The sequence below is a fragment of the Saccharomonospora sp. CUA-673 genome (genome assembly GCF_001942305.1).
Lineage (GTDB): Bacteria > Actinomycetota > Actinomycetes > Mycobacteriales > Pseudonocardiaceae > Prauserella.
Genome location: NZ_MKKE01000085.1, coordinates 154444 through 177644, shown reverse-complemented (window position 1 = coordinate 177644; position 23201 = coordinate 154444). Strand labels below are relative to the sequence as shown.

The 23201-nt window shown below is 71.3% G+C and carries 19 protein-coding genes and 5 pseudogenes; 11 read left to right on the top strand and 13 right to left on the bottom strand.

Going from position 1 to position 23201, the window contains the following annotated elements; genetic code table 11:
* The first annotated feature begins 329 nt into the window (after positions 1–329).
* Positions 330–1496, top strand: a complete 1167-nt coding sequence (locus BJF85_RS26295; RefSeq protein ID WP_139320871.1) for an HNH endonuclease signature motif containing protein — start codon at positions 330–332, stop codon at positions 1494–1496.
* A gap of 12 nt (positions 1497–1508) precedes the next feature.
* Here the strand turns inward: BJF85_RS26295 and BJF85_RS26290 are convergent, their stop codons facing one another.
* Positions 1509–1916 (bottom strand): MerR family transcriptional regulator, encoded by a 408-nt coding sequence (locus BJF85_RS26290; protein ID WP_075850555.1) that lies wholly within the window; start codon positions 1914–1916, stop codon positions 1509–1511.
* A gap of 47 nt (positions 1917–1963) precedes the next feature.
* Between BJF85_RS26290 and BJF85_RS26285 the strand changes: the two genes are divergently transcribed.
* Positions 1964–2851, top strand: a complete 888-nt coding sequence (locus BJF85_RS26285) for an NAD(P)-dependent oxidoreductase (RefSeq protein WP_075850554.1) — start codon at positions 1964–1966, stop codon at positions 2849–2851.
* Here the strand turns inward: BJF85_RS26285 and BJF85_RS26280 are convergent.
* The 4 genes and pseudogenes from BJF85_RS26280 to BJF85_RS30845 form a co-directional block, all read right to left on the bottom strand.
* Positions 2741–4615 carry a VanW family protein gene (locus BJF85_RS26280; RefSeq protein ID WP_075850553.1) on the bottom strand — a complete coding sequence of 625 codons (1875 nt, stop codon included), beginning with the start codon at positions 4613–4615 and terminating at the stop codon, positions 2741–2743. The two genes, BJF85_RS26285 and BJF85_RS26280, sit on opposite strands and share 111 nt — an antisense overlap.
* The gene (locus BJF85_RS26275; RefSeq protein WP_075850552.1) at positions 4612–5610 is read right to left on the bottom strand and encodes a hypothetical protein; all 999 of its coding nucleotides are present in this window, start codon (positions 5608–5610) and stop codon (positions 4612–4614) included. Before BJF85_RS26275 ends, BJF85_RS26280 begins: the two co-directional genes overlap by 4 nt.
* Positions 5611–5736: 126 nt before the next feature.
* A complete protein-coding gene (locus BJF85_RS30850) occupies positions 5737–6063 on the bottom strand; it encodes a hypothetical protein (RefSeq protein ID WP_255375948.1) in 327 nt (108 codons plus the stop codon).
* A 619-nt stretch (positions 6064–6682) separates the two neighbouring features.
* Positions 6683–7351 (bottom strand): annotated as a pseudogene (locus BJF85_RS30845) (serine/threonine-protein kinase); the annotation flags it as partial.
* 277 nt (positions 7352–7628) lie between these two features.
* Between BJF85_RS30845 and BJF85_RS26265 the strand changes: the two are divergent.
* Positions 7629–7976: a DUF6401 family natural product biosynthesis protein gene (locus BJF85_RS26265; RefSeq protein WP_255375944.1), complete on the top strand. Its 348-nt coding sequence runs from the start codon at positions 7629–7631 to the stop codon at positions 7974–7976.
* A 103-nt stretch (positions 7977–8079) separates the two neighbouring features.
* Here BJF85_RS26265 and BJF85_RS26260 read toward each other — a convergent pair whose 3' ends face one another.
* Both BJF85_RS26260 and mmuM read right to left on the bottom strand, forming a co-directional pair.
* Positions 8080–8925: a hypothetical protein gene (locus BJF85_RS26260; RefSeq protein WP_075850550.1), complete on the bottom strand. Its 846-nt coding sequence runs from the start codon at positions 8923–8925 to the stop codon at positions 8080–8082.
* Between the two features lie 86 nt (positions 8926–9011).
* Positions 9012–9908: a homocysteine S-methyltransferase gene (gene mmuM, locus BJF85_RS26255; RefSeq protein WP_255375943.1), complete on the bottom strand. Its 897-nt coding sequence runs from the start codon at positions 9906–9908 to the stop codon at positions 9012–9014.
* A 108-nt stretch (positions 9909–10016) separates the two neighbouring features.
* Between mmuM and BJF85_RS26250 the strand changes: the two genes are divergently transcribed.
* From BJF85_RS26250 to BJF85_RS26220, 7 genes and pseudogenes are all read left to right on the top strand, one after another.
* Positions 10017–11210, top strand: coding sequence for a DnaJ domain-containing protein (locus BJF85_RS26250; protein WP_075850548.1), 1194 nt, complete (start codon positions 10017–10019; stop codon positions 11208–11210).
* Positions 11211–11369: 159 nt separating this feature from the next.
* On the top strand, positions 11370–12143 hold the full coding sequence (fabG, locus tag BJF85_RS26245) for a 3-oxoacyl-ACP reductase FabG (protein ID WP_075850576.1): 774 nt from the start codon (positions 11370–11372) through the stop codon (positions 12141–12143).
* Complete coding sequence (locus BJF85_RS26240; RefSeq protein ID WP_075850547.1) at positions 12140–12610, top strand: MaoC family dehydratase; 471 nt, start codon at positions 12140–12142, stop codon at positions 12608–12610. Before fabG ends, BJF85_RS26240 begins: the two co-directional genes overlap by 4 nt.
* A 59-nt stretch (positions 12611–12669) precedes the next feature.
* Positions 12670–13692, top strand: a complete 1023-nt coding sequence (locus BJF85_RS26235; RefSeq protein WP_075850546.1) for a phosphotransferase family protein — start codon at positions 12670–12672, stop codon at positions 13690–13692.
* Positions 13692–14900, top strand: a complete 1209-nt coding sequence (locus tag BJF85_RS26230; protein WP_075850545.1) for an acyl-CoA dehydrogenase family protein — start codon at positions 13692–13694, stop codon at positions 14898–14900. The genes BJF85_RS26235 and BJF85_RS26230 overlap by 1 nt, the downstream gene beginning before the upstream one ends.
* A pseudogene (locus BJF85_RS26225) lies at positions 14900–16104 on the top strand (acyl-CoA dehydrogenase family protein). The gene BJF85_RS26230 and the pseudogene BJF85_RS26225 overlap by 1 nt, the downstream one beginning before the upstream one ends.
* Positions 16101–17226 (top strand): annotated as a pseudogene (locus BJF85_RS26220) (acyl-CoA dehydrogenase family protein). The pseudogenes BJF85_RS26225 and BJF85_RS26220 overlap by 4 nt, the downstream one beginning before the upstream one ends.
* 52 nt (positions 17227–17278) lie before the next feature.
* On the opposite strand, the gene cutA reads toward BJF85_RS26220, so the two are convergent.
* From cutA to BJF85_RS26205, 3 genes and pseudogenes are all read right to left on the bottom strand, one after another.
* The gene (cutA, locus tag BJF85_RS26215) at positions 17279–17599 is read right to left on the bottom strand and encodes a divalent-cation tolerance protein CutA (protein ID WP_075850544.1); all 321 of its coding nucleotides are present in this window, start codon (positions 17597–17599) and stop codon (positions 17279–17281) included.
* Positions 17596–18420, bottom strand: coding sequence for an SDR family oxidoreductase (locus BJF85_RS26210; protein ID WP_075850543.1), 825 nt, complete (start codon positions 18418–18420; stop codon positions 17596–17598). The genes cutA and BJF85_RS26210 overlap by 4 nt, the downstream gene beginning before the upstream one ends.
* A pseudogene (locus BJF85_RS26205) lies at positions 18410–19179 on the bottom strand (SDR family oxidoreductase). The gene BJF85_RS26210 and the pseudogene BJF85_RS26205 overlap by 11 nt, the downstream one beginning before the upstream one ends.
* Before the next feature lie 47 nt (positions 19180–19226).
* On the opposite strand from BJF85_RS26205, the gene BJF85_RS26200 reads away from it, so the two are divergent.
* Positions 19227–19868 (top strand): TetR/AcrR family transcriptional regulator, encoded by a 642-nt coding sequence (locus BJF85_RS26200; RefSeq protein WP_075850542.1) that lies wholly within the window; start codon positions 19227–19229, stop codon positions 19866–19868.
* A 103-nt stretch (positions 19869–19971) separates the two neighbouring features.
* Here the strand turns inward: BJF85_RS26200 and BJF85_RS26195 are convergent, their stop codons facing one another.
* The 3 genes and pseudogenes from BJF85_RS26195 to BJF85_RS26185 form a co-directional block, all read right to left on the bottom strand.
* Entirely contained in the window at positions 19972–21141 is a 1170-nt protein-coding gene (locus BJF85_RS26195) for an acyl-CoA dehydrogenase family protein (RefSeq protein WP_075850541.1), read from the bottom strand.
* A gap of 64 nt (positions 21142–21205) precedes the next feature.
* A complete protein-coding gene (locus BJF85_RS26190) occupies positions 21206–22363 on the bottom strand; it encodes an acyl-CoA dehydrogenase family protein (RefSeq protein WP_075850540.1) in 1158 nt (385 codons plus the stop codon).
* Positions 22360–23150: pseudogene (locus BJF85_RS26185) on the bottom strand (TIGR03084 family metal-binding protein). Before BJF85_RS26185 ends, BJF85_RS26190 begins: the two are co-directional and overlap by 4 nt.
* Positions 23151–23201 lie beyond the last annotated feature (51 nt).

The following is a 23201-nucleotide window of genomic DNA, read 5'->3' as shown; positions in this document are numbered from 1 at the left end:
GGCAGGGCGCAAGGTTGTGATGTTCGGTGGCGGTTTTGTGGTGGGTTGCGCCCTGCCTGCAGTGTGATGGTTTCGGTTTCAGGTCGACGGGATGACACTCCGGGGTGGGGTTTGGTTTCGGTGAGGTTTTTGGGGTGGGGGTTTGTGCCCTTGCTTCGCTTCGGGGGTGCGTTACTGGGGGTTGTTGGTGTGGTGGGGTTTCTTCATTCTTGTGGGTGGTTCGTTTCGTGTGATTGTTCTGTAATATTGGGTGGGTGAATGGTTCTTGGGATGTTTCTTCCACTGTTGTCTCGATTCGAGGGCGGCGGGCTTGTTTGGATGCTGAGGAGATGGTGGCGTTGGCTGCTGCTGATCCTGGGGATCCACAGGGTCGGGCTTGGTTGGCTGAGGCGTTGGCGCCGGAGTATCGGGCCTCGGTGCGGTTTGTTGAGGCTCGGATCGCTCACGCGTCGAGTCTCGTGGCGCGGATGCCTCGGTTGTTGGACGCGATGCGCGCCGGGTTGATCGAGTACTACCCCGCCTCACGGGTCTTGGATGTCACGGCGCCGTTGTCCGATGAGCAGGCGCTGCTGGTCGACTCGCAGTTGACGGAGAAGCTCTCGTCTGCGGCCGAGACCACGTGGCAGCCGCACAACCTCGTGCGCATCGTCGGACGACTCGTGGAGAAGATCGATCCCGGTGGTCGGGTGGAGCGGGCCCGTAAGTCTGAGGCCGATCGCAAAGTTGTGGTCGAGCACGGCGATCACGCCCAATCCGAGCTGATTCTCTCGACCCGGTCCGAGGTCATCTCCGCCTGCTATGCCCGGGTGGACGCTATGGCTCGGCAGCTGCGGAAGAAGGGCGAGTCCCGCACCCTTGAACAGCTTCGCACCGACATCGCCGTCGACCTCCTGCTAGGCAACGATCCCGGTGCGCAGGTGCCTCAGGCCGCGGCCATGGTCTATCTACACATGCCCGTCGACACCGCCCTGTCGATCTCCGAGACCGGGGTCGAACTCGATGGCTACGGGCCAATCCCCGGCGCCATTGGCCGGGAGATCATGACCAACCCCAAGAGCGTGCTCCGCAAAGTCCTCTGCGACCCGGGTACCGGCGACCCCGTCGACCTAGGACGGTCGCGGTATCGCCCCACTACCACCCTCCGCGAAGCCATCCGCGTGCGTGACCGCGAGTGCACTATCCCCTGGTGCCGACGGCCCGCACGCCACTGCGACACCGACCACATCCAAGAATGGGCCCGCGACCACGGACCCACCTCACTGGCCAACCTCGCCGCACGGTGCCGACGCCATCACCGCATGAAGAACACACCCGGCTGGACAACCCGCCACGACCCCACCCACGGCACCACCACCGTCACCACACCACTCGGACGTACCCACACCGGACGTCGCACGTCCGTCCTCAGCCCGAAGACCCCGACGAACCCCCACCCTTCTGACCGTCGCGGGGCAGGTGATTGCGGCCGCCCGGGCACCGTCGCCCACAGGGGCTGAACGCCGGCCCGTTCAGGCGACGGTCGGACCCGCCGCGGCCGCGCCGAAGGGGCCGTAGGTCTCGCGGCCGGCTTGTTCGGCCTTGCCGATGTACTGCGCCAGCGCCGCCCGAGAGCGCGTCAGCGTCAGTATCTGATCGTCCAGGTGCTGCTGCCGGGCCCGCATGGCCGCCAGCAGCTCAGGACAACCGACCAACTCCGGGGCCTCCCCCGTGGCGCACGGCAACAAGTAGGCGATGTCCTCGGTCGACAGGCCGGCATCGAGGAGGTGGCGGATCTGCTTCACCTTCACGACATCGGCATCCGCGTACACGCGATATCCGGCGCCGGTGCGGTCCGGCGCCAACAAACCCTGCGCCTCGTAGTAGCGCAACTGGTGTGCATTGACCCCGGTCCGACGGCTCAATTCTCCGATATACACCGATCCTCCTTGACCTTCACACCGGTCTCAACGTTCATTCTGTCGACATGAATTCCCCAACACACACCGACATCACCGTCCTCGGACTCGGCCTCATGGGCAGCGCCCTCACGCGCGCCCTGCTCACCGCCGGACATCGGGTCACCGTATGGAACCGAACAGCCGCCAAAGCCGACCAACTCCAAGCCCACGGGGCGCTACCCGCCGAATCCGTCAACACCGCCGTCGACGCCAGCCCGGTGGTCATCGCCTGCGTCACCGACTACACAGCGCTCCGCGCAGCACTCGACCCGATCACCGGGGAACTCGACGGACGCATCCTCGTCAACCTCACCTCGGGCGACTCGACGCAGGCGCGCGACATGGCCAGCTGGACCGAGAAACACGGAGCGTCCTATCTGGACGGTGCCATCATGGCCGTCCCACCCGCCATCGGCACCACCGACGCCATCATCCTGCTCAGCGGACCCGAAACCACCTTCGGCGACCACCGGCGCACGCTCGAGGCACTCGGCACCACCACCTACCTCGGCGCCGACCACGGCCTGTCCGCGCTGTACGACGCCGCCGGCCTCAGCATGATGTGGGGCACCCTCAACGCCTGGCTCCACGGCGTCGCCCTGCTCCGCACCGCCGGCATCGACGCAGCCACCTACACCCCGTTCGCCGCGCACATCGCCCAGGAAACCGTCGGGTGGCTGACCGACTACGCCGACCAGATCGACAACAACACCTACCCGGCCGACGACGCGACACTCACCACCCACGCCGGCAGCATGGCCCACCTCATCGAGGAAAGCGAACGACTCGGCGTCAACGCCGAACTACCCACCCTGTTCAAAACACTGGCCGACCGCGCGATCGCCGCCGGGCACGCCGAATCCGGCTACCCCGCCCTCATCGAACAGTTCAGCCGAGCATCGGCGACCCGATGACCGGCGCCGCATCAGGTCAGGCGTCGCCGCCCGGGCCACCGCCGCCATTGCCGTCACCGCCGCCGCCATCGCCGCCGCCGTCACCGTTACCGCCGCCGTCGCCGCCGGCATCACCGTCACCGCCGCCCTCGCGCCGCCGTCGCCGCCGACGTCGCCGCCGTCGCCGCCGTCGCCGCCGTTGTCGCCTCCGTCGCCGTCGCCGGCCGACGGGGGCTCGGGCTCGGGTTCGGGCTGGGCACAGACGACCGCGGTCTCCCCGTTGTAGACGACATCGCGCCGCTCGCGGGCCACGACCTCACCCGTCTCGATGTCGCGCAGGATGCGCGTGTCGTTCGTGCTGAAACCACTCGAACCGCTGCTCGGCACACACGCATCGGCCGGGGCAATCTCCGTGGGCGGCGCGGTGAAGTTGTACTGGCCGCCGTTCACCGACTCGACCTCGTACCGCTTCGTGCCCCACAGTTTCACCGTGATGTCCGTGGGCGTCCAGATGGTTTGAATGACGATCCCCGTCGGCGCATCGTTCTTGAACTTCAGATCGATGACGCTCGAACCGTCCGGGTTCTGATACACCGTCGCCTCCCTGCCCATCGGGTAGCGACTGATGTAATAACTGTGCTCCTGGTGCTCGACGTCCTCCAACCCCGCGAAATAACTCGCGTTGTACAACGTCGTCGCGAACTGCGAAATACCACCACCGACGGCCGTGTCCGGCACCCCGCCGGAAATCACGCCCGCCCCGATGTAGCCCTGCTCGACGCCGCGCGGTCCCGTGAACCCGTTCAGGCTGAACGTCTCCCCCGGCTCGACCACGGCACCGTTGACGTCCTCGGCCACCTGCTGAATGTTCTGACCCGAGTCCCACGCGAACCCGCCGGTCGTGAACTCCCCGACGACCTCCTTGATGCCCAACCCCTCGGCATCCTCCGTGGTGAACTGCGCGGGCTGCTCCCCGTACGGCGCCGTCACCGCACGCTCACCGTCACCGGTCAACACCTCCGGCAACTCGCGCGCCACCGCATCCCACTGCACGCCGTAACCATCCGTGGACGGCTCGATATTCGGCTCACCACCGGCGAACGTGAACCGCGCGTCCCGGCCCGGGTTCTCCGTCGACCGCACCTGCGGACCCGCGACCTCACGCAGAATCTCCGGATCCACACCGGCCACCAACGACCCGTCGTCCTCGACGTCGAACGTCAACATCCGCGCGATCCCCCGCGGCTGCACCGTCGCGTCGGCGCCCTCGCCCCGGATCGTCACCGGCGCCGACACGGCGGGCTCGGCCAACTCGGTGACCGCCTCCCGGACCGTCTCCGGCGTCGAGGCCACCTCCAACGTCCGCACCGGCAACTGCACCGGCTCCGGCGCCGCCCACCGGCCCAACACCGTGGCACGCGCCTCCGCGACCTGCAGCTCCCGGCCCTCCTCCGGGTCGACCGGCACCGGCCGCGTGCCCTCGAAGCGGATCGTCCCCTCGTGCTCCTCGCGGTCGACGTCCTCGCGGATGCGCTCCAACTCGGCATCCAACTGCGCGTCGTCGGCCGTCGACACGAGATCGATGTCGTCCCCGGCGAACAACGACCAGAACCGGCTGAACGGATTGATCGGCTGATCCGTCGCCGCGTCGAGCGTCGCCTCCCAGTTCACCGCCAACCCGGCGGCCTCCGGGTCCAGCGTGTGCTCACCGCCGCCGGCGAGGTCCACCTTCCCCGACTCGTCCAGCTCCGCGCGCAGCGTGCGCTCGGCATCCTCCCGGCTCATCCCCGCGACATCGCGCCCGCCACCGTGCGGCCACGAGCCACATCGCCCTGGCTGACGAGCAGGTCCAACACCCACACCAACGCCAGCACACCCAGCACCGCCGCCGCGATCACACCGGCCTTCCGCCGCCCGATCGCGAACTCCTTCGCCGTAGCCAACCGGGCCGCCACGCCGCCGCCCGCCGCCGCGGCCACCGGCGGGGCCACATCCGGGTCCGACGGGGAGTCGGTGTCGGCGGAGTCGGTGTCGGTCGAGTCGGTGTCGTCGGTGTCCGTGCCGTCGGTCGGCTCTCCGGAGTCGGCCGGGCCCGCGTGCTCAATCGGCGGGGTCAGGACGGCGGTCGCGGCTGCCGCATCCGTCTCCGACGGCCACTGCGGATCCTCCGCGTCGGTATCCGCCGACTCCTCGGCCCCCGTTTCTCCAGTCGCCGTTGCGGCCGCCGCTTCGGCAGCGGGCGGCTCGACGGTCCCGGACTCGACGGTGGGTTCGTCGTCCGCGGGCGCCGCACCGGAAGCGTCGTCGGCGGGCTCGTCGGTCCCGGCCTCGCTGGTCTCGACCTCGTCGCCCTGGGGTTCGTCGGCCTGGGTCTCGGCGGACGGGTCGGGTACCGGCCCGTCGCCTGTGGCCTCGGACGCGTCGGCGGCGTTGGGTTCGGGATCGGCCTCGGGCGTGGACTCCTCGCCTGCCGGGTCGGGCTCGGCGGCGTTGGCGGCGGCGCCATCGGAGGCCTCGTCGCCGGCAGCGTCCTCGGCGGCTGTGTCCGCAGCGTCCTCACCGGCGTCGGCCTCGTCCTCGCCATCGGCGCCGGCGGCCTCGCTGTCGGCGACCTCGTCGCCTTCGGCAGTGTCTGCGGTGTCTGTCTGACCAGCACGGTCCTCACCGCTGACGTCCTCGCCGGAATCGGCAGCGGACGTCGTGTCGGTGTCGTCGATCCCGGCGGCGTCGGCGGCGTCGTCCGCGGATTCGGGCTTCGGGGAGTCGTCGTCCTGGGCCAAGATGTCCCTTACCTGCGTTCAGCTATGGCAATCGAACCAAAATTACCGCAGGGCACAGGCGTGGCCGCACGCACCTCACACGTATCGGCACCGACCGTGGCCCCCGGCCCCGCCCGGTGCGGCCCGTCAGCGCTCCTCGTCGTCCTCCTCGTCCTCCTTCTTCTCCTCTTCCTCCTCCTTCTTCTTCCGCTCCTCCTCGCGCTTCTTCTCCTCCTCTTCCCGCTTCTTCTCTTCCTCCTTCTTCTTCTCCTCTTCCTTCTCGTCCTTGTCCTCGTCGTCCTTGTCGTCGTCGTCCGTGGCGTCGTCGTCCTTGTCCTCGTCGAGCGGACGGGACGAGACCACCCGGTCGCTGTCGATCAGCGGATCGCCCGCGTCCGACACCGTCATGCCCAGCTGGTGCACCTGCCGGGTGCGCTCCCCCTCCTTCGAGGTCAGCACCAGCTGCACCTGCACCGTCTCGTCGTCCAACGCCCGCGGCCGCCGGTGATCCGGACGTCCTCGAAGCCGCCCCAGAACGCGTCGTAGGCATCTCGCCCTGGGCCTGCAACGACGGGCCGAGGCTGTTCCACGCCGCATCGGCATCGGACAGGACCAGTGCGTAGTACCGCGTCACCGCGGCCTGCATCTCCGCCCGCGACGGCTGCGGCGGTGCCGGGGGCTCCGTCGAGCTCGGGGCACTGCTGGTGGGCGGCGGACTCGGCGCAGGCGCGGCGTCGGCGTCCGACGCCGCGCGCACCAGCACCTCCGACACCAGCACACCGGCGAGCACCGCCCCGACCACGGCCAACGCCGTGACCGCCACCCGGTTGCGCCGGGCGGATGCGTTCCCGTCGTCCGCACCGGACTCCTCCGCGGCCGCCGCGGGCATGTCGACCCGCGTCCCCGTGCCCGGCGCCGCGGCGGGTGCGATCGCCGTCGCATCCGGCCGGGCGGGCGGCGGCACCGCGGCCATTGCCGGCACCGTCGGCGGGTCGAACTGCGGCGACCCGCCGGCGGCCACCACGCTGAGCCCGTCCGCCACCTGCGGCATCGTCGGCCGCTGCCCCGGCTCCGGCCGCAGCATCGCCTCGAGCGCGCCGGTCAACGGGCCGGCCTGCCGCGGCCGGTCGACCGTGCCCGTGGCGACCTTGTGCAGCAACGCGATCTCGTTGTCGACGTGGCCGAACGGCCCACGGCCCTCCACAAGCGCATAGAGCGTCGCGCCGAGCGAGAACACGTCCGAGGCCGGACCCGGGTCCGTCCCTCGCGCCGCCTCCGGCGACAGGTAGGCCGGCGTGCCGGCGAACATCCCGGTACTGGTCAACGTCACGTCACCGGCGGCCCGCGAGATGCCGAAGTCGGTGATCTTGGCGGTGCCGTCCTCGGCGATCAGCACGTTCCCCGGTTTGACGTCGCGGTGCACGACCCCCGCCGCGTGCGCGGCGGCCAACGCCGACGCCGCCTGCGCGCCGATCCGCGCCGCCTCCGCGGGCGGCAGCAGCCGTCCCTCGCCCTGCAGATCGGACAGGCTCCGCGACGGCAGGTACTCCATCACCAACACCGGCTGACCGGCGTCCTCGGCGACGTTGTAGACCGTGATCGCGTGCGGATGCTGCAGCCGCGCGGCCATCCGGCCCTCGCGGAACGCCCGCTGCCGCGCCGTCTCGGTCTCCCGCGCGTTCAGCCCGGGCGGCAGCAGCAACTGCTTGACCGCCACCGTGCGGTCCAGACGTTCGTCGACGGCCCGCCAGACCACCCCCATCGCGCCGGAGCCGATTCGCGCCTGCAGGCGATAACGCTCCGCGACCAGCCGGCCCTGACCTTCACTCACGGGCGAACTCCTCGGGCTGCGTACTCGTGCGGTGTCATGGTGCGCACAGGGTAGATGTCAGCGCACCGTCCCAGGACACGGATGGCCGAGATCGACATCTACCCCCACCACGACCTGCACGGCGAGTGGGACCCGGAGTGACGCCCACCCTCAAGATCCACCCAAATGGGTGGATAGACTGACTCCCCATGGTTTGGTTGATGCACACGTGGCGGGAGTCCGCCGCCAGGCGCGAGATCGCCGCGCTCGCCGACCGGCTCGGCCGGGTCGCGCGGCCATCAACACCCTCGCACCCGGACGCCTCGCGACCGTCGACCAGCACGCCGCCGCCGTCCGGGACATCCTCACCCTCGGCGGAGCCGGTGGCGTCGGGACCGTCCAGCTCGCGCACTACGCCAAGGGCGTCCAGGACGCCGCCCACGAGGCGGGCTGGACCCCGCCCGAACCACACGACGCCGCGGGCGACTGGGTCCTGCTGCGGCTGGCCGCAGTGTGCCTGCTCGCCTCGGCCGCCGTGGCCGTCGGCAGCGACCTCGACCCCGCCCTGTTCTCCTGACCGACCGACGACAACGGCGGATGCACCCTCGTGGTGAGGGTGCATCCGCCGTGGCGATGGAACGTTTCGTGCTGCGAGCCTCGTGCTCGGTGCTCGACCCCGCTTACCTGGGGTAGTCGCCCGCGTCCGGACGCGGCTGCTCGGACTGCATGCCCGAGGCCCCACCGGGCGCGGTCGGGATCGGACCCGTCTGCGGGTCCGGGTCGGCCGCCGCACCGGCAGCGGGCTCGCCGGACCGTGCGCGCATCGTGTCCTCACGGCCCCGCTGGTACGCCTGCTGCGCACCGCCGTTGCCGGGCATCTCGGCCTCGGCCCTGCCCAGCCACTGCTCCCAGCGCTGCTGCATCGGCCGGACCATGCCGCCGCCGACGCCGACGACCAGAATGCCGCCGACGGTGGCCAGCACCGCGACCAGCACCGGGGTCGTCACCGTGGTGGCGACGCCCATCTGGTTCAGAGCGGCGATCACCGCGAGGGCGATGATGAAGCCCTGGGCCACCCGGGCGACCAGGTTGCCCCAGCTGAACCCGCCGAGCGCCGAGGACACGATGTCCTTGACCGCGTTGGCGATCGCCGCCGCCACCACGATGATGACGATGGCGACCACGGCCATCGGCATCCACGCGACGAGGTCGGAGAGCAGATTGCTGACCGGGTTCGGACCGAACACCGCGAAGCCCATCTGCAACGCCATCAACAGGACGGCGTAGTAGACGATCGCCGCGATCAGGCCGCTGGCATCGTATTTGGAGCGTGCGAGGGCCCGCTGGATCCCACCCCGCTCAACCGCCCGGTCGAAATGGACGCGCTCGAGCACCATGTTGACGACCTTGCGCAGCACCTTCGCCACGATCCAGCCGACAACGAGAATTACGAGGAACACGGCCAAGTTCGGTAGGAAGTTGATTACCGTGTCCATGACGTTGCGGAACGAATCACCAATGTTCATCGCCGGTACCATCCTTTCCGGGTGGTTGCGGACTACCCGGAAAGTCAGGCTCACACGCACGCGCGTGTAACGCCTTTCGAGATCGACTACTCACCCCATTCGGGTGAGGGCGGAAAATCACGAATAATTCTCGCTATTTGTGCGATCTCCGCAGGTGAGACCCGACAGCATCCCCCCACCAGGCGCGCACCTTCCGCCATCCAGGCCATCACCTCCTCGGGGGAGAAGGTCGCCCGGCCGGCCCATTGACGCCGTGCGGCGTCCCATCCGTGACCACTGTTCGGGTAGGCGATCACCGGCTTTCCGGTCGCCACACGGGCGATGCGTACCGCCTCGACCACGTCCGCCGGCGCGCAGCAGTTCACCCCGACAGCGGTCACCCGCTCGTCGGCGGCGACCGCGAACGCCTCCTCGAGCGGCTGGCCGGCGCGCGTCCGGTCGCCGTCGACGCTGTAGGACAGCCACACCGGGATGCCCGACCCGCCGACGGCCTCCAGCGCCGCCAGCTCGGCGACCGCCTCGTCGACGTCCGGCACCGTCTCCAGCGCGAGCAGGTCCGGACCGGCCGCCAGGAGAGTCTCGATCCGCGGCCGGTGGAACGCCGTCAGCTCCCGGTGCGAGAGCCCGTAACCGCCCCGGTACTCCGACCCGTCGGCCAGGTAGGCGCCGTACGGACCGACGGATGCGGCGACCGTCCCGCCGCCCACCCGGCGGGCGGCCTCCCGCGCGAGCTCGACACTGCGGCTCAGCAACCGCTCCGCCTCCACGCGGCCGATGCCGTGAGCGGCGAATCCGGGCACGCTCGCCTGATAGCTGGCGGTGATCGCGATGTCCGCGCCCGCCCGGAAGAACGCCTCGTGCGCCGCGACGATCTCCCCGGGTGCGTCCGCCAGCAGCCGCGCCGACCACAGCGCGTCCGACAGATCGTGCCCCCTGGCCTCCAGCTCGGTCGCCAGCCCGCCGTCCACCACCCGAACGTCCACCCCACCCACGGTAGTCGGGCCGCCGCGGCGCGTCGGTAGATTGTGGCCGCCCGAGCGGCGAGACACCCGGCGGACCGCGACGTCCGCGACGCGAGAGGAGCACGACGCGTGGCCCATGAGGGCGCGGATACCGCGACCGGCGACCCGTCCGGCCCCACCGAGGACTTCTACGCGGTGCTCGGGGTCCCGGACGACGCCTCCGCAGCGGAGATCAAGTCGGCGTTCCGGTCCCGGGCCCGCAGCTGGCATCCCGACGCCGGTGGGGACGCCGCCCGCTTCGCCGTGCTGCGCGAGGCGTACGAGACGCTGTCCGACCCGTACCTGCGCCGGCTCTACGACGGGCTCGACCCGGACGACGGCGGGTTCGCGAGCGCGCCGACCGACGTGTTCGACGCGGTGGACACCGACCGGCCCGGCGAGCCCATGCCGCCGGGCCGGGCACGGGCACGGGCCCGTGCTTTCGGGGACGACCCCGCGTTCCGGCCGCCCCGGGTCCGCGTCGACCCCGAGACGCTCCCCTGGTGGCACGCCGCCGACGACGATCCCCGGCTGCGGTTCAGTCCGGCGAAGGCGCCCGGACATGCGGCCCCCGCGACGCTGCTCGTCGGCGCCGCGCTGCTGACCGTCGTCCTGCTCCTGACGGCCCCGACGCCGGTCGCCGTGCCGGGCTCCCTCGCGGCGCTCGCCGTCGCCGCCGCCCTGGTGATCGCGGTCGGCCGTGCCCGCCGCACCGCGCTGCGCGGTGCGCGGCACGAGGTGCGCGGCACCGTGTTCGGCAACCCCGGCACCGAGGACGACCAGATCGCCGAACGGCGCACGGCCGACATGCTCGGCCGGTACGTCACCCGACTGCCGGGCGCGCGGATCTTCCACGGTCTCGCCTGGCCCGGGTCGGTGTTCGCCGACATCGACCACGCCGTCCTGTGTGGACACCGGTTGTTGCTGGTGGAGTCGAAACGGTGGCTGCCCGGCCACTACTCGACCGCACCCGACGCCGCCGGGGAGCCCGTGCTGCACCGCAACGGGCGCCGCTTCGGCGGGGGCGGCAGCAGACTCGCCGAGGCACTGGACGTGTTCGAGGAGTTGCTGCCCGGCATCGAGGTGCGCGGCGCGCTCGTGCTCTACCCCAACCGCGCAGGGACAATCACCGTCGAGGATGCCGGGCCCGCCGCCGGCGACGACACGGTGCGCGTGCTGACCCCCGAGGGGTTCCTCACGGATGCCTGCGCCTGGCTGGCCGCTGATCCGTCCACTGTGGACGTGAGTGCCTTCCGCAGGGTGCTGGCGCAGGTCGTCAGCTGACCCACGCCGGGGTCACACTCCCCCGCGCGCCCCGGCAGCTCACACCGGTTTCACACCGACCCGCCCATCGGACTCCGACCCGTTTTCGGACTCCCGCAGCGGCGCCGCGACTGGTAACTTCCTAAGCGCACGCTTACTCGATGAGGAGGAACAGTGTCGGTGGACAATCCTGGACAGAACTCGGTGTCCCGTGTCGCCATCGTGACCGGCGCGGGCCGTGGGATCGGGGCCGCCGTTGCAGCTCGGCTCGCCGACGACGGCTTCGCCGTCGGCCTGATCGATCTCGACGAGGCCGGTGCGAAGGCCGGCGCCGAGGCGATCACCGCCGCGGGCGGCAAGGCCATCGGACTCTCGGCCGACATCAGCGACGCCGACGAGGTGGACCGCGCCGTCGGCACGGTCGCCGACGAGCTCGGACCGCCCACGGCGCTGGTGAACAACGCGGGCATCCTGCGCGACAACCTGCTGTTCAAGATGTCGGAATCCGACTGGGACGCGGTGATGAACGTCCACCTCCGGGGCGCGTTCCTGATGTCGCGGGCCGCGCAGAAGCACATGACCGAGCAGGGCTGGGGCCGCATCGTCAACCTCTCCAGCACCTCGGCGCTCGGCAACCGCGGACAGGCGAACTACTCGGCCGCCAAGGCCGGGCTGCAGGGCTTCACCAAGACCCTGGCCATCGAGCTCGGCAAGTTCGGGGTGACGGTCAACGCGATCGCCCCCGGCTTCATCGCCACGGACATGACGGCCGCGACCGCCGAACGGGTCGGTGTCGAGTTCGAGGACTTCAAGACCGCCGCCGCGCAGGAGATCCCGGTGCGCCGCGTCGGCCGGCCAGAGGACATCGCGCACACGGCCTCGTTCCTGGTCAGCGAGGGCGCCGGGTTCGTGTCCGGGCAGGTCATCTACGTCGCGGGAGGGCCGAGGGCATGACCACCACGGAACCGGAGCGCGTGTTCGCCGACCTCGACAGTTTCGTCGCCGTCGCCGGCCAGCATCTCGGCCGGAGCCAGTGGCACACGATCACGCAGGACCAGGTCGACCTTTTCGCCGACGCGACCCTCGATCACCAGTGGATCCACATCGATCCCGAACGTGCCGCCGCGGGTCCCTTCGGCGCCCCGATCGCCCACGGGTTCCTGACGCTCTCGCTGATCCCCCGTCTCGGTAAGGACATCTACCGCGTGGACGGACTGCGCATGGGCATCAACTACGGGCTCAACAAGGTGCGGTTCCCGCAGCCGGTGACGGTCGGCTCGCGGGTGCGTGGCAGCGCCGAGCTGACCGAGGTCACGCCCGTCTCCCAGGGCATGCAGGCGATCGTGCGCTGGACCGTCGAGATCGACGGCGAGGACAAGCCCGCGTGCGTGGCCGAGACCGTCAGCATCCTGGTGCCGTAACCCGCGCGGCGCAGCCCACCGGAACCACGTCGCGTTCCGCTCAAGGACAAGGAGGTCGGATGAGCAATGAGGATCCGCCCGGGGTGGACCTGACGCGCCTGCGCGCGTACCTCGACCGACAGCTGCCGGGGACCGTCACCGGTCCTCTCGCGGCCCGCCTCGTGGAGGGTGGCCGGTCGAACCTCACCTACGTGCTCGACGACGGGACCCATCGCTGGGTGTTGCGGCGGCCGCCGCTCGGGCACGTGCTGCCGACGGCGCACGACATGGGCCGGGAGCACCGGGTGATCAGCGGGTTGCACGGCACGCCCGTGCCGGTCCCCCGCGCCCACCTGCTGTGCACCGACCCCGAGGTGCTGGGCGCGCAGTTCTACCTCATGGATTTCGTCGAGGGCTCGCCGTTGCGCACGGCCGAGCAGCTGCGCCCGCGAGGACCCGAACGCACGAGGGCCATCGCCGACCGGTTGGTCGAGACGCTCGTCGAGCTGCACGCCGTGGACCCGGAGGCCGTGGGGCTCGGCGATTTCGGCAAGCCGGACGGCTTCCTCGAACGGCAGCTGCGGCGGTGGTCGAAGCAGCTCGCCGCGTCCCGCAGCCGCGACGTACCCGGCATCGACGAGCTGTTCGAGCGGCTCGCCGCCCGGGTACCGACGTCGGCGGCGCCGGCGGTCGTGCACGGCGACTACCGGCTCGACAACGTGCTGGTCGGCGAGGACGACCGGATCAACGCGGTGCTCGACTGGGAGATGTCGACGCTCGGCGATCCCCTCACCGACGTCGGCCTGCTGCTGGCGTACTCCCGATTGCACGAGCTCGACCTCGACGCCGTGAGCGACGTCGGGCGTGCGCCGGGGCATCCGTCGCCGGACGAGCTCGTCGAGACCTACGCCGGCGCCTCCGGACGCGACGTCTCGGAGCTGGGCTGGTACCTGGGCTTCGCCCTGTTCAAACTCGCCGTGATCCTCGAGGGCATCTACTACCGCTTCCGCAGCGGTCAGACGGTCGGCGAGGGCTTCGATCGCATCGGTGCGGGCGTGGGCCCGCTCGTCGAACTCGGCAACGCCGCCGTGAAGGAGAAGTGATGGATTTCGCCGTCGACAGCACCACCGAGGAGCTCACCGGGCGGTTGACGGAGTTCATGGACTCCCACATCTACCCCGCCGAGCCCGTGTTCCACGAGCAGCTGGCCGCGCGCACCGACCCGTGGTCGATCCCGCCGATCGTCGAGGACCTCAAGGCCGAGGCCCGCAAGCGCGGGCTGTGGAACTTCTTCCTGCCCGGCTCCGACGGCGCGGGGTTGACGAACCTGCAGTACGCGCCGCTCGCGGAGATCACCGGCCGCAGTCCGGAGCTCGCGCCGACCGCGCTGAACTGCGCCGCCCCGGACACGGGCAACATGGAGGTGCTGCACATGTTCGGTTCGTCCGAGCAGCAGCGCGAGTGGCTCGAACCGTTGTTGGACGGTCGGATCCGGTCGGCGTTCGCGATGACCGAGCCCGATGTGGCCTCCTCGGACGCCCGCAACATCGGCACCAGCATCGAACGCGACGGTGACACGTATGTCCTGAATGGACGGAAGTGGTTCATCTCCGGGGCGATGAACCCGAACTGCCGAATCTTCATCGTGATGGGCAAGACCGACCCCGAGGCCGAACCGCACCGCCAACAGAGCATGATCCTGGTGCCGCGGGACACGCCCGGGCTGCATGTCAAGCGCGGCATGCAGGTGTTCGGCTACGACGACAGCTCCGGGGGCGGCCACGCCGAGGTGGTCTTCGAGAACGTGCGCGTTCCCGCCGAGAACCTGATCGGCGAGGAGGGCGGTGGGTTCGCCATCGCCCAGGCACGCCTCGGCCCGGGGCGCATCCACCACTGCATGCGTCTGCTGGGCATGGCCGAACGTGCCGTCGAGCTGATGTGCAAGCGCGCGGTGAGCCGCGAGACGTTCGGCACGCCGCTCGCCAAACAGGGCGTCGTGCAGGAGTGGATCGCCGAGGCCCGCGTGACGATCGAGTCGCTGCGCCTGCTCGTGCTGAAGACCGCCTGGCTCATGGACACCGCGGGCAACAAGGGCGCCCACACCGAGATCCAGTCCATCAAGATCGCCACCCCGGCCGCCGTCGAGTCCATTCTGGACAAGGCGATCCAGCTGCACGGCGCCGGCGGGGTGAGCCAGGACTTCCCGTTGGCCGGGCTGTGGGCCTCGGCGCGCACCCTGCGGCTGGCCGACGGTCCCGACGAGGTGCACAAACGTTCCCTGGCCCGCCGAGAGCTGAAGAGGTACCTGTGATGACCGCTACCGACAGTTCCCCGGCGCTCGACGCCGGGACCCTGCGCGGCCGCGTGGCCGCGTTCCTCACCGACAACGACCCCGCGCGGACCGACCGCCTCGAGTTCCTGCGGGCACGGTTCGACGCCGGGCTGGCGTGGGTGCACTTCCCCGTCGGCCTGGGCGGCCTGGACGCCCCGCGCCCACTGCAGTCCGTCGTGGACGCCGAGTTCGCCGCCGCCGGCGCACCGGACAACAACCCGCGCCGGATCGGCATCGGCCTCGGCATGGCGGCGCCGACCATCCTCGGCTTCGGCAGCGACGAGCTGAAGAAGCAGCTGCTGCGTCCGTTGTGGACCGGCGAGGAGGTGTGGTGTCAGCTCTTCTCCGAGCCGGGCGCGGATCCGACCTCGCGGCACTGGCCACCCGGGCCGTGCGCGACGGCGACAGCTGGGTCGTCAACGGGCAGAAGGTGTGGACCTCCAGCGCACACACCGCGCAGTGGGCGATCCTGGTGACCCGCACGGATCCGGAGGTGCCGAAGCACAAGGGCATGACGTATTTCGTGCTCGACATGTCCAGCCCCGGCGTCGAGGTGCGCCCGCTGCGGCAGATCACCGGTGAGGCCGAGTTCAACGAGGTCTTCCTCAGCGACGTGCGCATCCCGGACGCGCACCGGCTCGGCGAGGTCGGCGCGGGCTGGCAGGTCGCGCAGACGACGTTGATGAACGAGCGCGTCGCGATCGGCGGCAACGCCCAGCCGCGCGAGGGCGGCATGGCGGGTGTCGTCGCCCGGGTGTGGCGCGAGCGCCCCGAGCTGCGCACCCCGGAGCTGCGGGACCGGCTCGTGCGGCTGTGGGTCGAGGCCGAGGCGTTCCGTCTCGCCGGCAGCCGGCTGCGCCAGCAGCTGGCCGTCGGCCAGCCCGGGCCGGAGGGCTCGGGCATGAAGCTCGCGTTCGCCCGCAACGCGCAGGCACTGGCCGGCCTGGAGCTGGAGCTGCTCGGCGACGACGCCCTGCGCTACGACGACTGGAGCATGCGCAGGCCCGAGCTGGTGGACTTCACCGGCCGCGAGGCCGGCTACCGGTATCTGCGCAGCAAGGGCAATTCCATCGAGGGCGGCACGTCGGAGGTGCTGCGCAACATCATCTCCGAGCGCGTGCTCGGCCTGCCCTCCGAACCCCGCACCGACAAGGACGTCGCCTGGAAGGACCTGCCCCGATGACCACCGCGGATCTGCTGTACTCCGACGTCGAGACCGATCTGCGCGACAGCGTCCGCGGATTGCTCGGCGACCGGTGCTCACCCGAGGCGCTCCTGGCCCGCGTCGAGAGCGACCAGCCGTACGACCTGACGTTGTGGCAGACCCTCGCCCGCGAGCTCGGCCTCGCCGGTCTCGCGGTGCCGGAGGAGTTCGGCGGGCAGGGCGCGTCGGAACGTGAGGTCGCCTGGTGCTGGAGGAGCTCGGCCGCGCGGTTGCGCCGGTTCCCTTCCTGGGCAGTGCGGTGCTGGCGACCTCGGCGGTGGCGCGGTGCGACACCGCGAGCACCGACGTGGCGACGCTGCTGCGCGGTCTGGCCTCGGGCGAGCGCACGGGCGCGCTGGCCGTCCCGCTGTCCACGCCGCCGGACGCGCCGCTGCCCACCGATGTCACCGTGTCCGCCGGCGCGGCGGGCAGCACGGTGGCGGGCACGGTGCGGTCGGTCGCCGACGCCGCGGTCGCCGACGTCCTCGTGGTGCCGGCCACGGGCCGGACGGGCCGGGGCTGTATGCCGTGGAGGCGAGCGCGGCCGAGGTGAGCACTCCGGTCTCGTTCGACCTGACCCGGCCGATCGCGGACGTGACGTTCCGCGACGCGCCGGCCGTGCCGCTGGCCACCGGCGACCGGGCCGAACAGGCCCTGCGCCACGCGCTGCGGACGGGTGCGGGCCTGTTGGCCTCCGAGCAACTCGGACTGGCCCAGTGGTGTCTCGACGAGACGGTGGCGTACCTGAAGGTGCGGTACCAGTTCGGCCGGCCGGTCGGCTCGTTCCAGGCGCTCAAGCACCGGCTGGCCGATCTGTGGCTGGAGCTGGTCGGGGCGCGGGCCGCGGCCCGGTACGCGGCGGACACGCTCGCGCGCGGCGACGACGACGCGCCCGTGGCGGTGGCGCTCGCGCAGTCCTACTGCGCCGAGACGGCGGTGCACGCCGCCGAGGAGGCCGTCCAGCTGCACGGCGGCATCGGCATGACGTGGGAGCACCCGGCGCACCTGTACCTCAAGCGAGCCAAGGCGAGTCAGGTCGCGTTCGGAACTCCGGGCCGGCACCGCGCGGTGCTCGGCGACCTCGTGGACCTGCCCGCATGAGAAGAACCTCGGTGGGACGTCCCGGCGAACCGGGGCGTCCCACCGTGCACCATCAGCGGGTCTCGCCGACGAGCCACTCCAGATAGTCGGCGTGCCCGCCCACGAGCGGGCTGACGACGACCTCGGGCACGTCGTAGCCGTGCCGCTCGGTCAACAGCGCGACGAGCTCGTCGGCGCGGTCGCCCGCGGTCTTGACCTCGACGCGCCATTCGCGGTCGGTCTCGACGGCACCCTGCCAGCGGTAGACGCTCGTGATCGGTCCGACGATCTGGGCGCACGCGCCGAGCCTCGCCTCCACGGCAGCGGCGGCGAGGCTCTGCGCGGCGTCCTCCGAATCGGTGGTCGTCACGACGACGACGTGTTCGTGGGTCATGGCCCCAGGCTGCCACCCGTTGCGCCCACGGCTTCCTCGAGGCCCCGCTGCAGTTTGTTCATCCCGCCCAGCCACCGGTCGGTCTCGGTGGCGCGGCGGCGGTAATACTCGGCCACCTCGGGGTGCGGCAGGATCAGGAACCGCCCGTCGGTCAGCGCCTCCAGGACCGTCGCCGCGACGTCCTCGGGTTCGATCGCGCCGGCCCCGAGCAGTGCCTGCCCCGCGGGACCGGCGTCGTCGAGCAGCGCCGTCCGCACGCCCTGCGGGCACAGCGCCTGCGCGCTCACGCCGCGATGGCGGTACGTCGCACGCACCCATTCGGCGAAGGCCACCGCACCGTGCTTGGTGACGGAGTACGGCGCCGAGCCCAGGTTGGTCAGCAGGCCCGCGGCGGACGCGGTCACGAGCAGGTGCCCGCGGCCCCGCTCGAGCCATCCCGGGAGCAGTTCGCGCGCCGCGCGGACGTGGGCCATGACGTTGACCTCCCACGACCGCGTCCACGCGTCCTCCGGTGCCTCGGGTCCGCCGTGTTCGGCGACGCCGGCGTTGGCGCAGTAGACGTCGACCTCGCCGAGTTCCTCGCGGGCGCGGGACACGAGGGTGCGCACACCGTCCTCGCTCGCCGCGTCGCCCGGGACGGCCACGGCACCGAGTTCCCGCGCGACCGACGTGACGGCCGCGCCGTCGACGTCGGCCAGCACGAGCCTCGCGCCCTCGGCGGCGAAGGCACGTGCCATGGCGGCCCCGATGCCCCGGCCGGCGCCGGTGACGACGACGCCGCGCCCGACAGCGCGACCGCCGGCTCGCTCGTCACAGTCCACCGCCCAGGGTCACGCCACCGTCGAGGATCAGGGTCTGACCGGTCATCCAGCCCGCGTTCTCCGAGAGCAGGAAGGTGACGGCGCCGGCGATGTCCTCGGGCACGCCGAGGCGGCCCAGCGGGTACGTCGAGGCGATCTCCTGCTCCCTGCCCTCGTAGAGCTGGGTGGCGAACGAGGTCTTCACGATGGCGGGCGCACGCAGTTCACGCGGATCTTCGGACCGAGTTCCTGGGCGAGCTCGGTGGTCGCGCGGATGACGGCGGCCTTGCTGATGCCGTACATGCCGATGCCGGGCGAGGTCCGGACGCCGGCGATCGAGGCGACGTTGACGATCGCGCCGCCGTGCTCGCCCATCCACGCGTCGCGCACGGCGCGCGTCCACGCGAGGGGTGCGAGCACGTTGACCTGGAAGATCTTGGCCGCGGCTGCGTCGTCGCAGTCCAGCAGCGACCCGAAGTGCGGGTTGATCCCGGTGTTGTTGACCAGGTAGTCGATCCGGCCGAAGGCGTCCATCGTCCTGGCGACGGCGTCCTGGCGGTGCTCGGCGTCGTCGGCGCGGCCCGCCACGCCGAGGGCGACGTCGGACCCGCCGAGCTCGGTCACCGCCTCGGCCAGCGGATCGGGTTTGCGCGCGGTGATGCAGACCTTGGCTCCCCGGCTGATCAGGTCCTGCGCGATGCCGAAGCCGATGCCCCTGCTCGCGCCGGTCACGACGGCGACCTTGCCGGTGAGGTCTCCGGGGCCTGCGGTGGTCGTCATGTGGTCGATACTCCAATCCGCGCTGAGCGCTCGCTTACACTTCTCACATGTCTGGGAGCCTGCCCGCCGGTCCGCAACCGGCCGATCTGTGGCCCGAGGTCCAGCCCGACGCCGCGCGCCGGCTGATGCTGGCGGGTGTCGAGTCCTTCGCCCGGCGCGGATACCACGCCACGACCACGCGCGACATCGCCGCGGCCGCCGGGATGAGCCCGGCCGCGTTGTACGTGCACTTCCCGTCGAAGGCCGCCCTGCTGTTCGCGATCAGCCGCAGCGGCCACGAGCAGGCGCTGTCGCTGGTGCAGCGTGCGCAGGACGACGCGGCCGGGCCCGTGGAGGCGATGCGGGAACTGGTCGAGCAGTTCACCGCGTGGCATGCGCGGCGGCACACGATCGCGCGGGTGGTGCAGTACGAGCTCGGGGCGTTGCCCGAGCAGGAGTACGCGGTGGTCGCGAGCCTGCGCCGGGACATCGAGGAGCTGGTCCGCACTCTCGTCGAACGGGGCCGGGACGAGGGTCTGTTCACCGTCGGCGACCCGCACACGGCCGCCCGCGCGGTGCTGTCGCTGGGCGTCGACGTGGCGCGCTGGTACACCGATCGCGCCCGGCAGACGCCCGACGAACTGGCGAAGGAGTACGGGGATCTGACGCTGCAGATGCTCGGCGCAGCCCACCACTCACCTCCGCGTTGACGACACCGTCTCGCCGACCATCCTAAGCAACCGCTCACCTCCAGCACCAGGGCCGGCTCCGGCGCCGGCGCCATCGGGTGCCGGCGCCGGAGCGGGCGGGGAGTCAGTACGACTTCGGCAGCCCGAGGCTGTGCTGGGCGACGAAGTTCAGGATCATCTCCCGGCTCACCGGCGCGATGCGGCCGACCCGCACGGCACCGAGCAGGCTGCCGAGCCCGTACTCCGACGCCAGGCCGTTGCCGCCGTGCGTCTGCACGGCCTGGTCGACGGTCCTCGTCGCGGCCTCGGCGGCGGCGTACTTGGCCATGTTCGCCGCCTCGCCCGCTCCCCCGTCGTCGCCGGCGTCGTACAGGGCGGCGGCCTTCTGGTACATCAACTTGGCCAGCTCGGTCTCGATCTTCACCTCGGCGAGCGGATGGGCGATGCCCTGGTGCGAGCCGATCGGCGCGCCCCACACGCTGCGCTGGTTCGCGTAGGCGGCGGCCTTGTCGAGCGCGTAGCGGGCGATGCCCACCGAGAAGGCGGCCCCCATGATCCGCTCGGGATTCAGCCCCGCGAACAGCTGCGCCAGCGCCGCGTCCTCCGAGCCCACGAGCGCCTCGGCGGGCAGTCGCACGTCGTCGAGGAACAGGCCGAACTGCCGATCGGCCGACACGAGGTCCATCGGGATCTCGCGGTACTCGAACCCCGGGGTGTCGGTCGGGACGACGAACAGCACCGGCTTGAGCTTGCCGGTGCGGGCGTCCTCGGTGCGGCCGACTACCAGCACCGCGTCGGCGTCGTCCACACCGGACACGAACACCTTCTGCCCGTTGAGGATCCAGTCGGCGCCGTCCCGGGCGGCCGTCGTGGTGATGCGGTGCGAGTTCGACCCGGCGTCCGGTTCGGTGATGCCGAACGCCATGCGCACGCTGCCGTCGGCGAACCCCGGCAGCCACCGTGCGCGCTGCTCGTCGGTGCCGTAGCGGGCGATCACCGTCGCGCAGATGGCCGGCGAGACGACCATCAGCAGCAGCGGGGTTCCCGCGGCGCAGAACTCCTCGCACACCGCGGCCAGATCGCCGATCCCGCCGCCCCCGCCGCCGTAGGCCTCCGGCACCGCGACGCCGAGGTAGCCGAGGTCGCCCGCCTCCGTCCACAGTTCCGTGGTCGATCCGCCGGAGCGGGCACGTTCGACGTAGTACTCGTGGCCGTAGCCGGCGGCCAGGTCGGCCACGGCTCGGCGGAGCGCCAGTCGTTCGTCGGATTCGGTGAACGGCGTCGACACCGTCATGGCACTGCCTCCAGGGGACTGTTGCACTGCTTTTCGGGTAACGGCTTCTCGCGTGGGTGGACGGTCAGCCGGTGTAGCCGAGCCGCTTCGCCGCCAGGCCGGTGAGGATCTCGGTCGTGCCGCCGCCGATGCCGAGGATGCGCACGTCACGGTAGTGCCGCTCCACTTCGGACTCGGCCATGTAACCGAGACCACCGTGCAGCTGGACGGCCTCGTTGACGACCCATTCGCCGGTCTCGACGGCGGTGTTCTTGGCGAAGCACGCCTCGGCCGTGACCTCCTCGCCGGCCGCGTGCCGCCGGGCGATCTCGCGCGTGTACGTCCGCGCGACGTCGACCCTCCGCGCCATCTCGGTGAGTGTGTGCTGCACGAGCTGCCGGGAGATCAGCGGACGGCCGAAGGTCTCCCGCGTCCGGCACCATTCGAGCGTCACGTCCAGCGCGCGCTGCGCGGTCGCGTACCCCTGCACGGCCAGCGACAGCCGCTCACCGACGAACTGCGCCGCGATCTGGGCGAAGCCGCTTCCCTCGGCGCCGACGAGGTTGGCCGCGGGCACCCGGACGTCCGAATACGACAGTTCCGCGGTGTCGGAGCAGCGCCAGCCCATCTTGTCCAGCTTGCGGCCGACCGTCAGTCCGGGAGTGCCCTTCTCGACGACGATCAACGACAGACCGTGCGCCCCGTCCTCGCCGGTGCGCACGGCGGTGGTGACGAAGTCCGCGCGGCAGCCGGACGTGATGAACGTCTTGGCGCCGTTGACGACGTACTCGTCGCCCTCCCGCCGGGCCGTCGTGCGGATCCCGGCGACGTCGGACCCGCCGTCGGGCTCGGTGATCGCCAACGAGCACACCTTCTCGCCCGCGAGCGCCGGCCGGACCCACCGCTCCAGTTGGTGGGCGTCACCGGCGGCCGCCATGTGCGGCACGGCGATGCCGCAGGTCAGCAGCGACGCGACCAGACCGCCCGAACCGCCCGCGTGATGGATCTCCTCGGTCACCACGAGCGCGTCGAGGAAGTCCCCGCCACCGCCGCCCGCGTACTCCGGCAGCGCCACCCCGAGCAGGCCGAGCGCACCGGCCGTGCGGTGCAGCTCGCGCGGCAGCTCGCCGTCGGCCTCCCAGGTGTCGAGGTGCGGCAGCACCTCTCGCTCCACGAAGCGGCGCACCGTCCTGCGCAGTTCGATCCGCTCGGGCGTCTGCAGCGGGTCGGTCGGCGCCGTCACGACCCGCTCCCCTGCGGCTGCCTGCCCGCGCCGGGTGGGCCGGCGAACGCCTGCGCGATGCCGAGCCACTCCTCGCGCCGGCGGTCGCGACGAGGTCGGTGTCGGCGCGGTTCCGGCGTTGTGTGACCAGCAGGCAGAAGTCGAGGGCGCTGCCGCTCACCCGCTCCGCGGCCTCGTCCGGGCCGAACGCCCACGTCGTGCCGTCGGGCGCCGTGAGCTCGACCCGGAACTCCTCGGCCGGGGGTGTGCGGTCGTGCACGGCGAAGGCGAAGTCGCGGGTGCGCACGCCGAGCCGCGCGATGTGCCGCAATCGTGCGGTGGGTGTCCGGCCGACCTCGAGTGCGTCGGCGACGTCCTGCGCGTGCGCCCAGGTCTCCATCATGCGCGCGGTCGCCATCGACGCCGGGCTCATGTCGGGGCCGTACCACGGCAGCTTCCGTCCCGCGGGTACCGCGGCGAGCGCCGCCTGCAGCTCGGCCCTGCCCGCGCGCCAGCGGCGCAGCAGTTCGGTCGGTTCGAGGCGGGCGAGCTCCTGGGCGCCCTCGTCGACGAAGTTCTCGCCCGCGGCGAACGCGCGGTGCCGTTCGGCGTCGAACTCGTCGGGGGTGCGCGCGGCGATCAGCGACTTCTCGTCCGTCCACAGCAGATGAGCGATCTGGTGCGCGACGGTCCATCCCGGCGCCGGCGTCGGCCGCTGCCACCCCGCGTCCGGAAGCCGGGCGACGAGCACGTCGAGATCGCCGCTTTCGGCCTCGAGATCGCTCAGGATCCCGTCGAGATCGACCACCGGGTACCTCCTCGTCGACGACCCGCTGTGCACGCCTGCCCGAACCGGGTG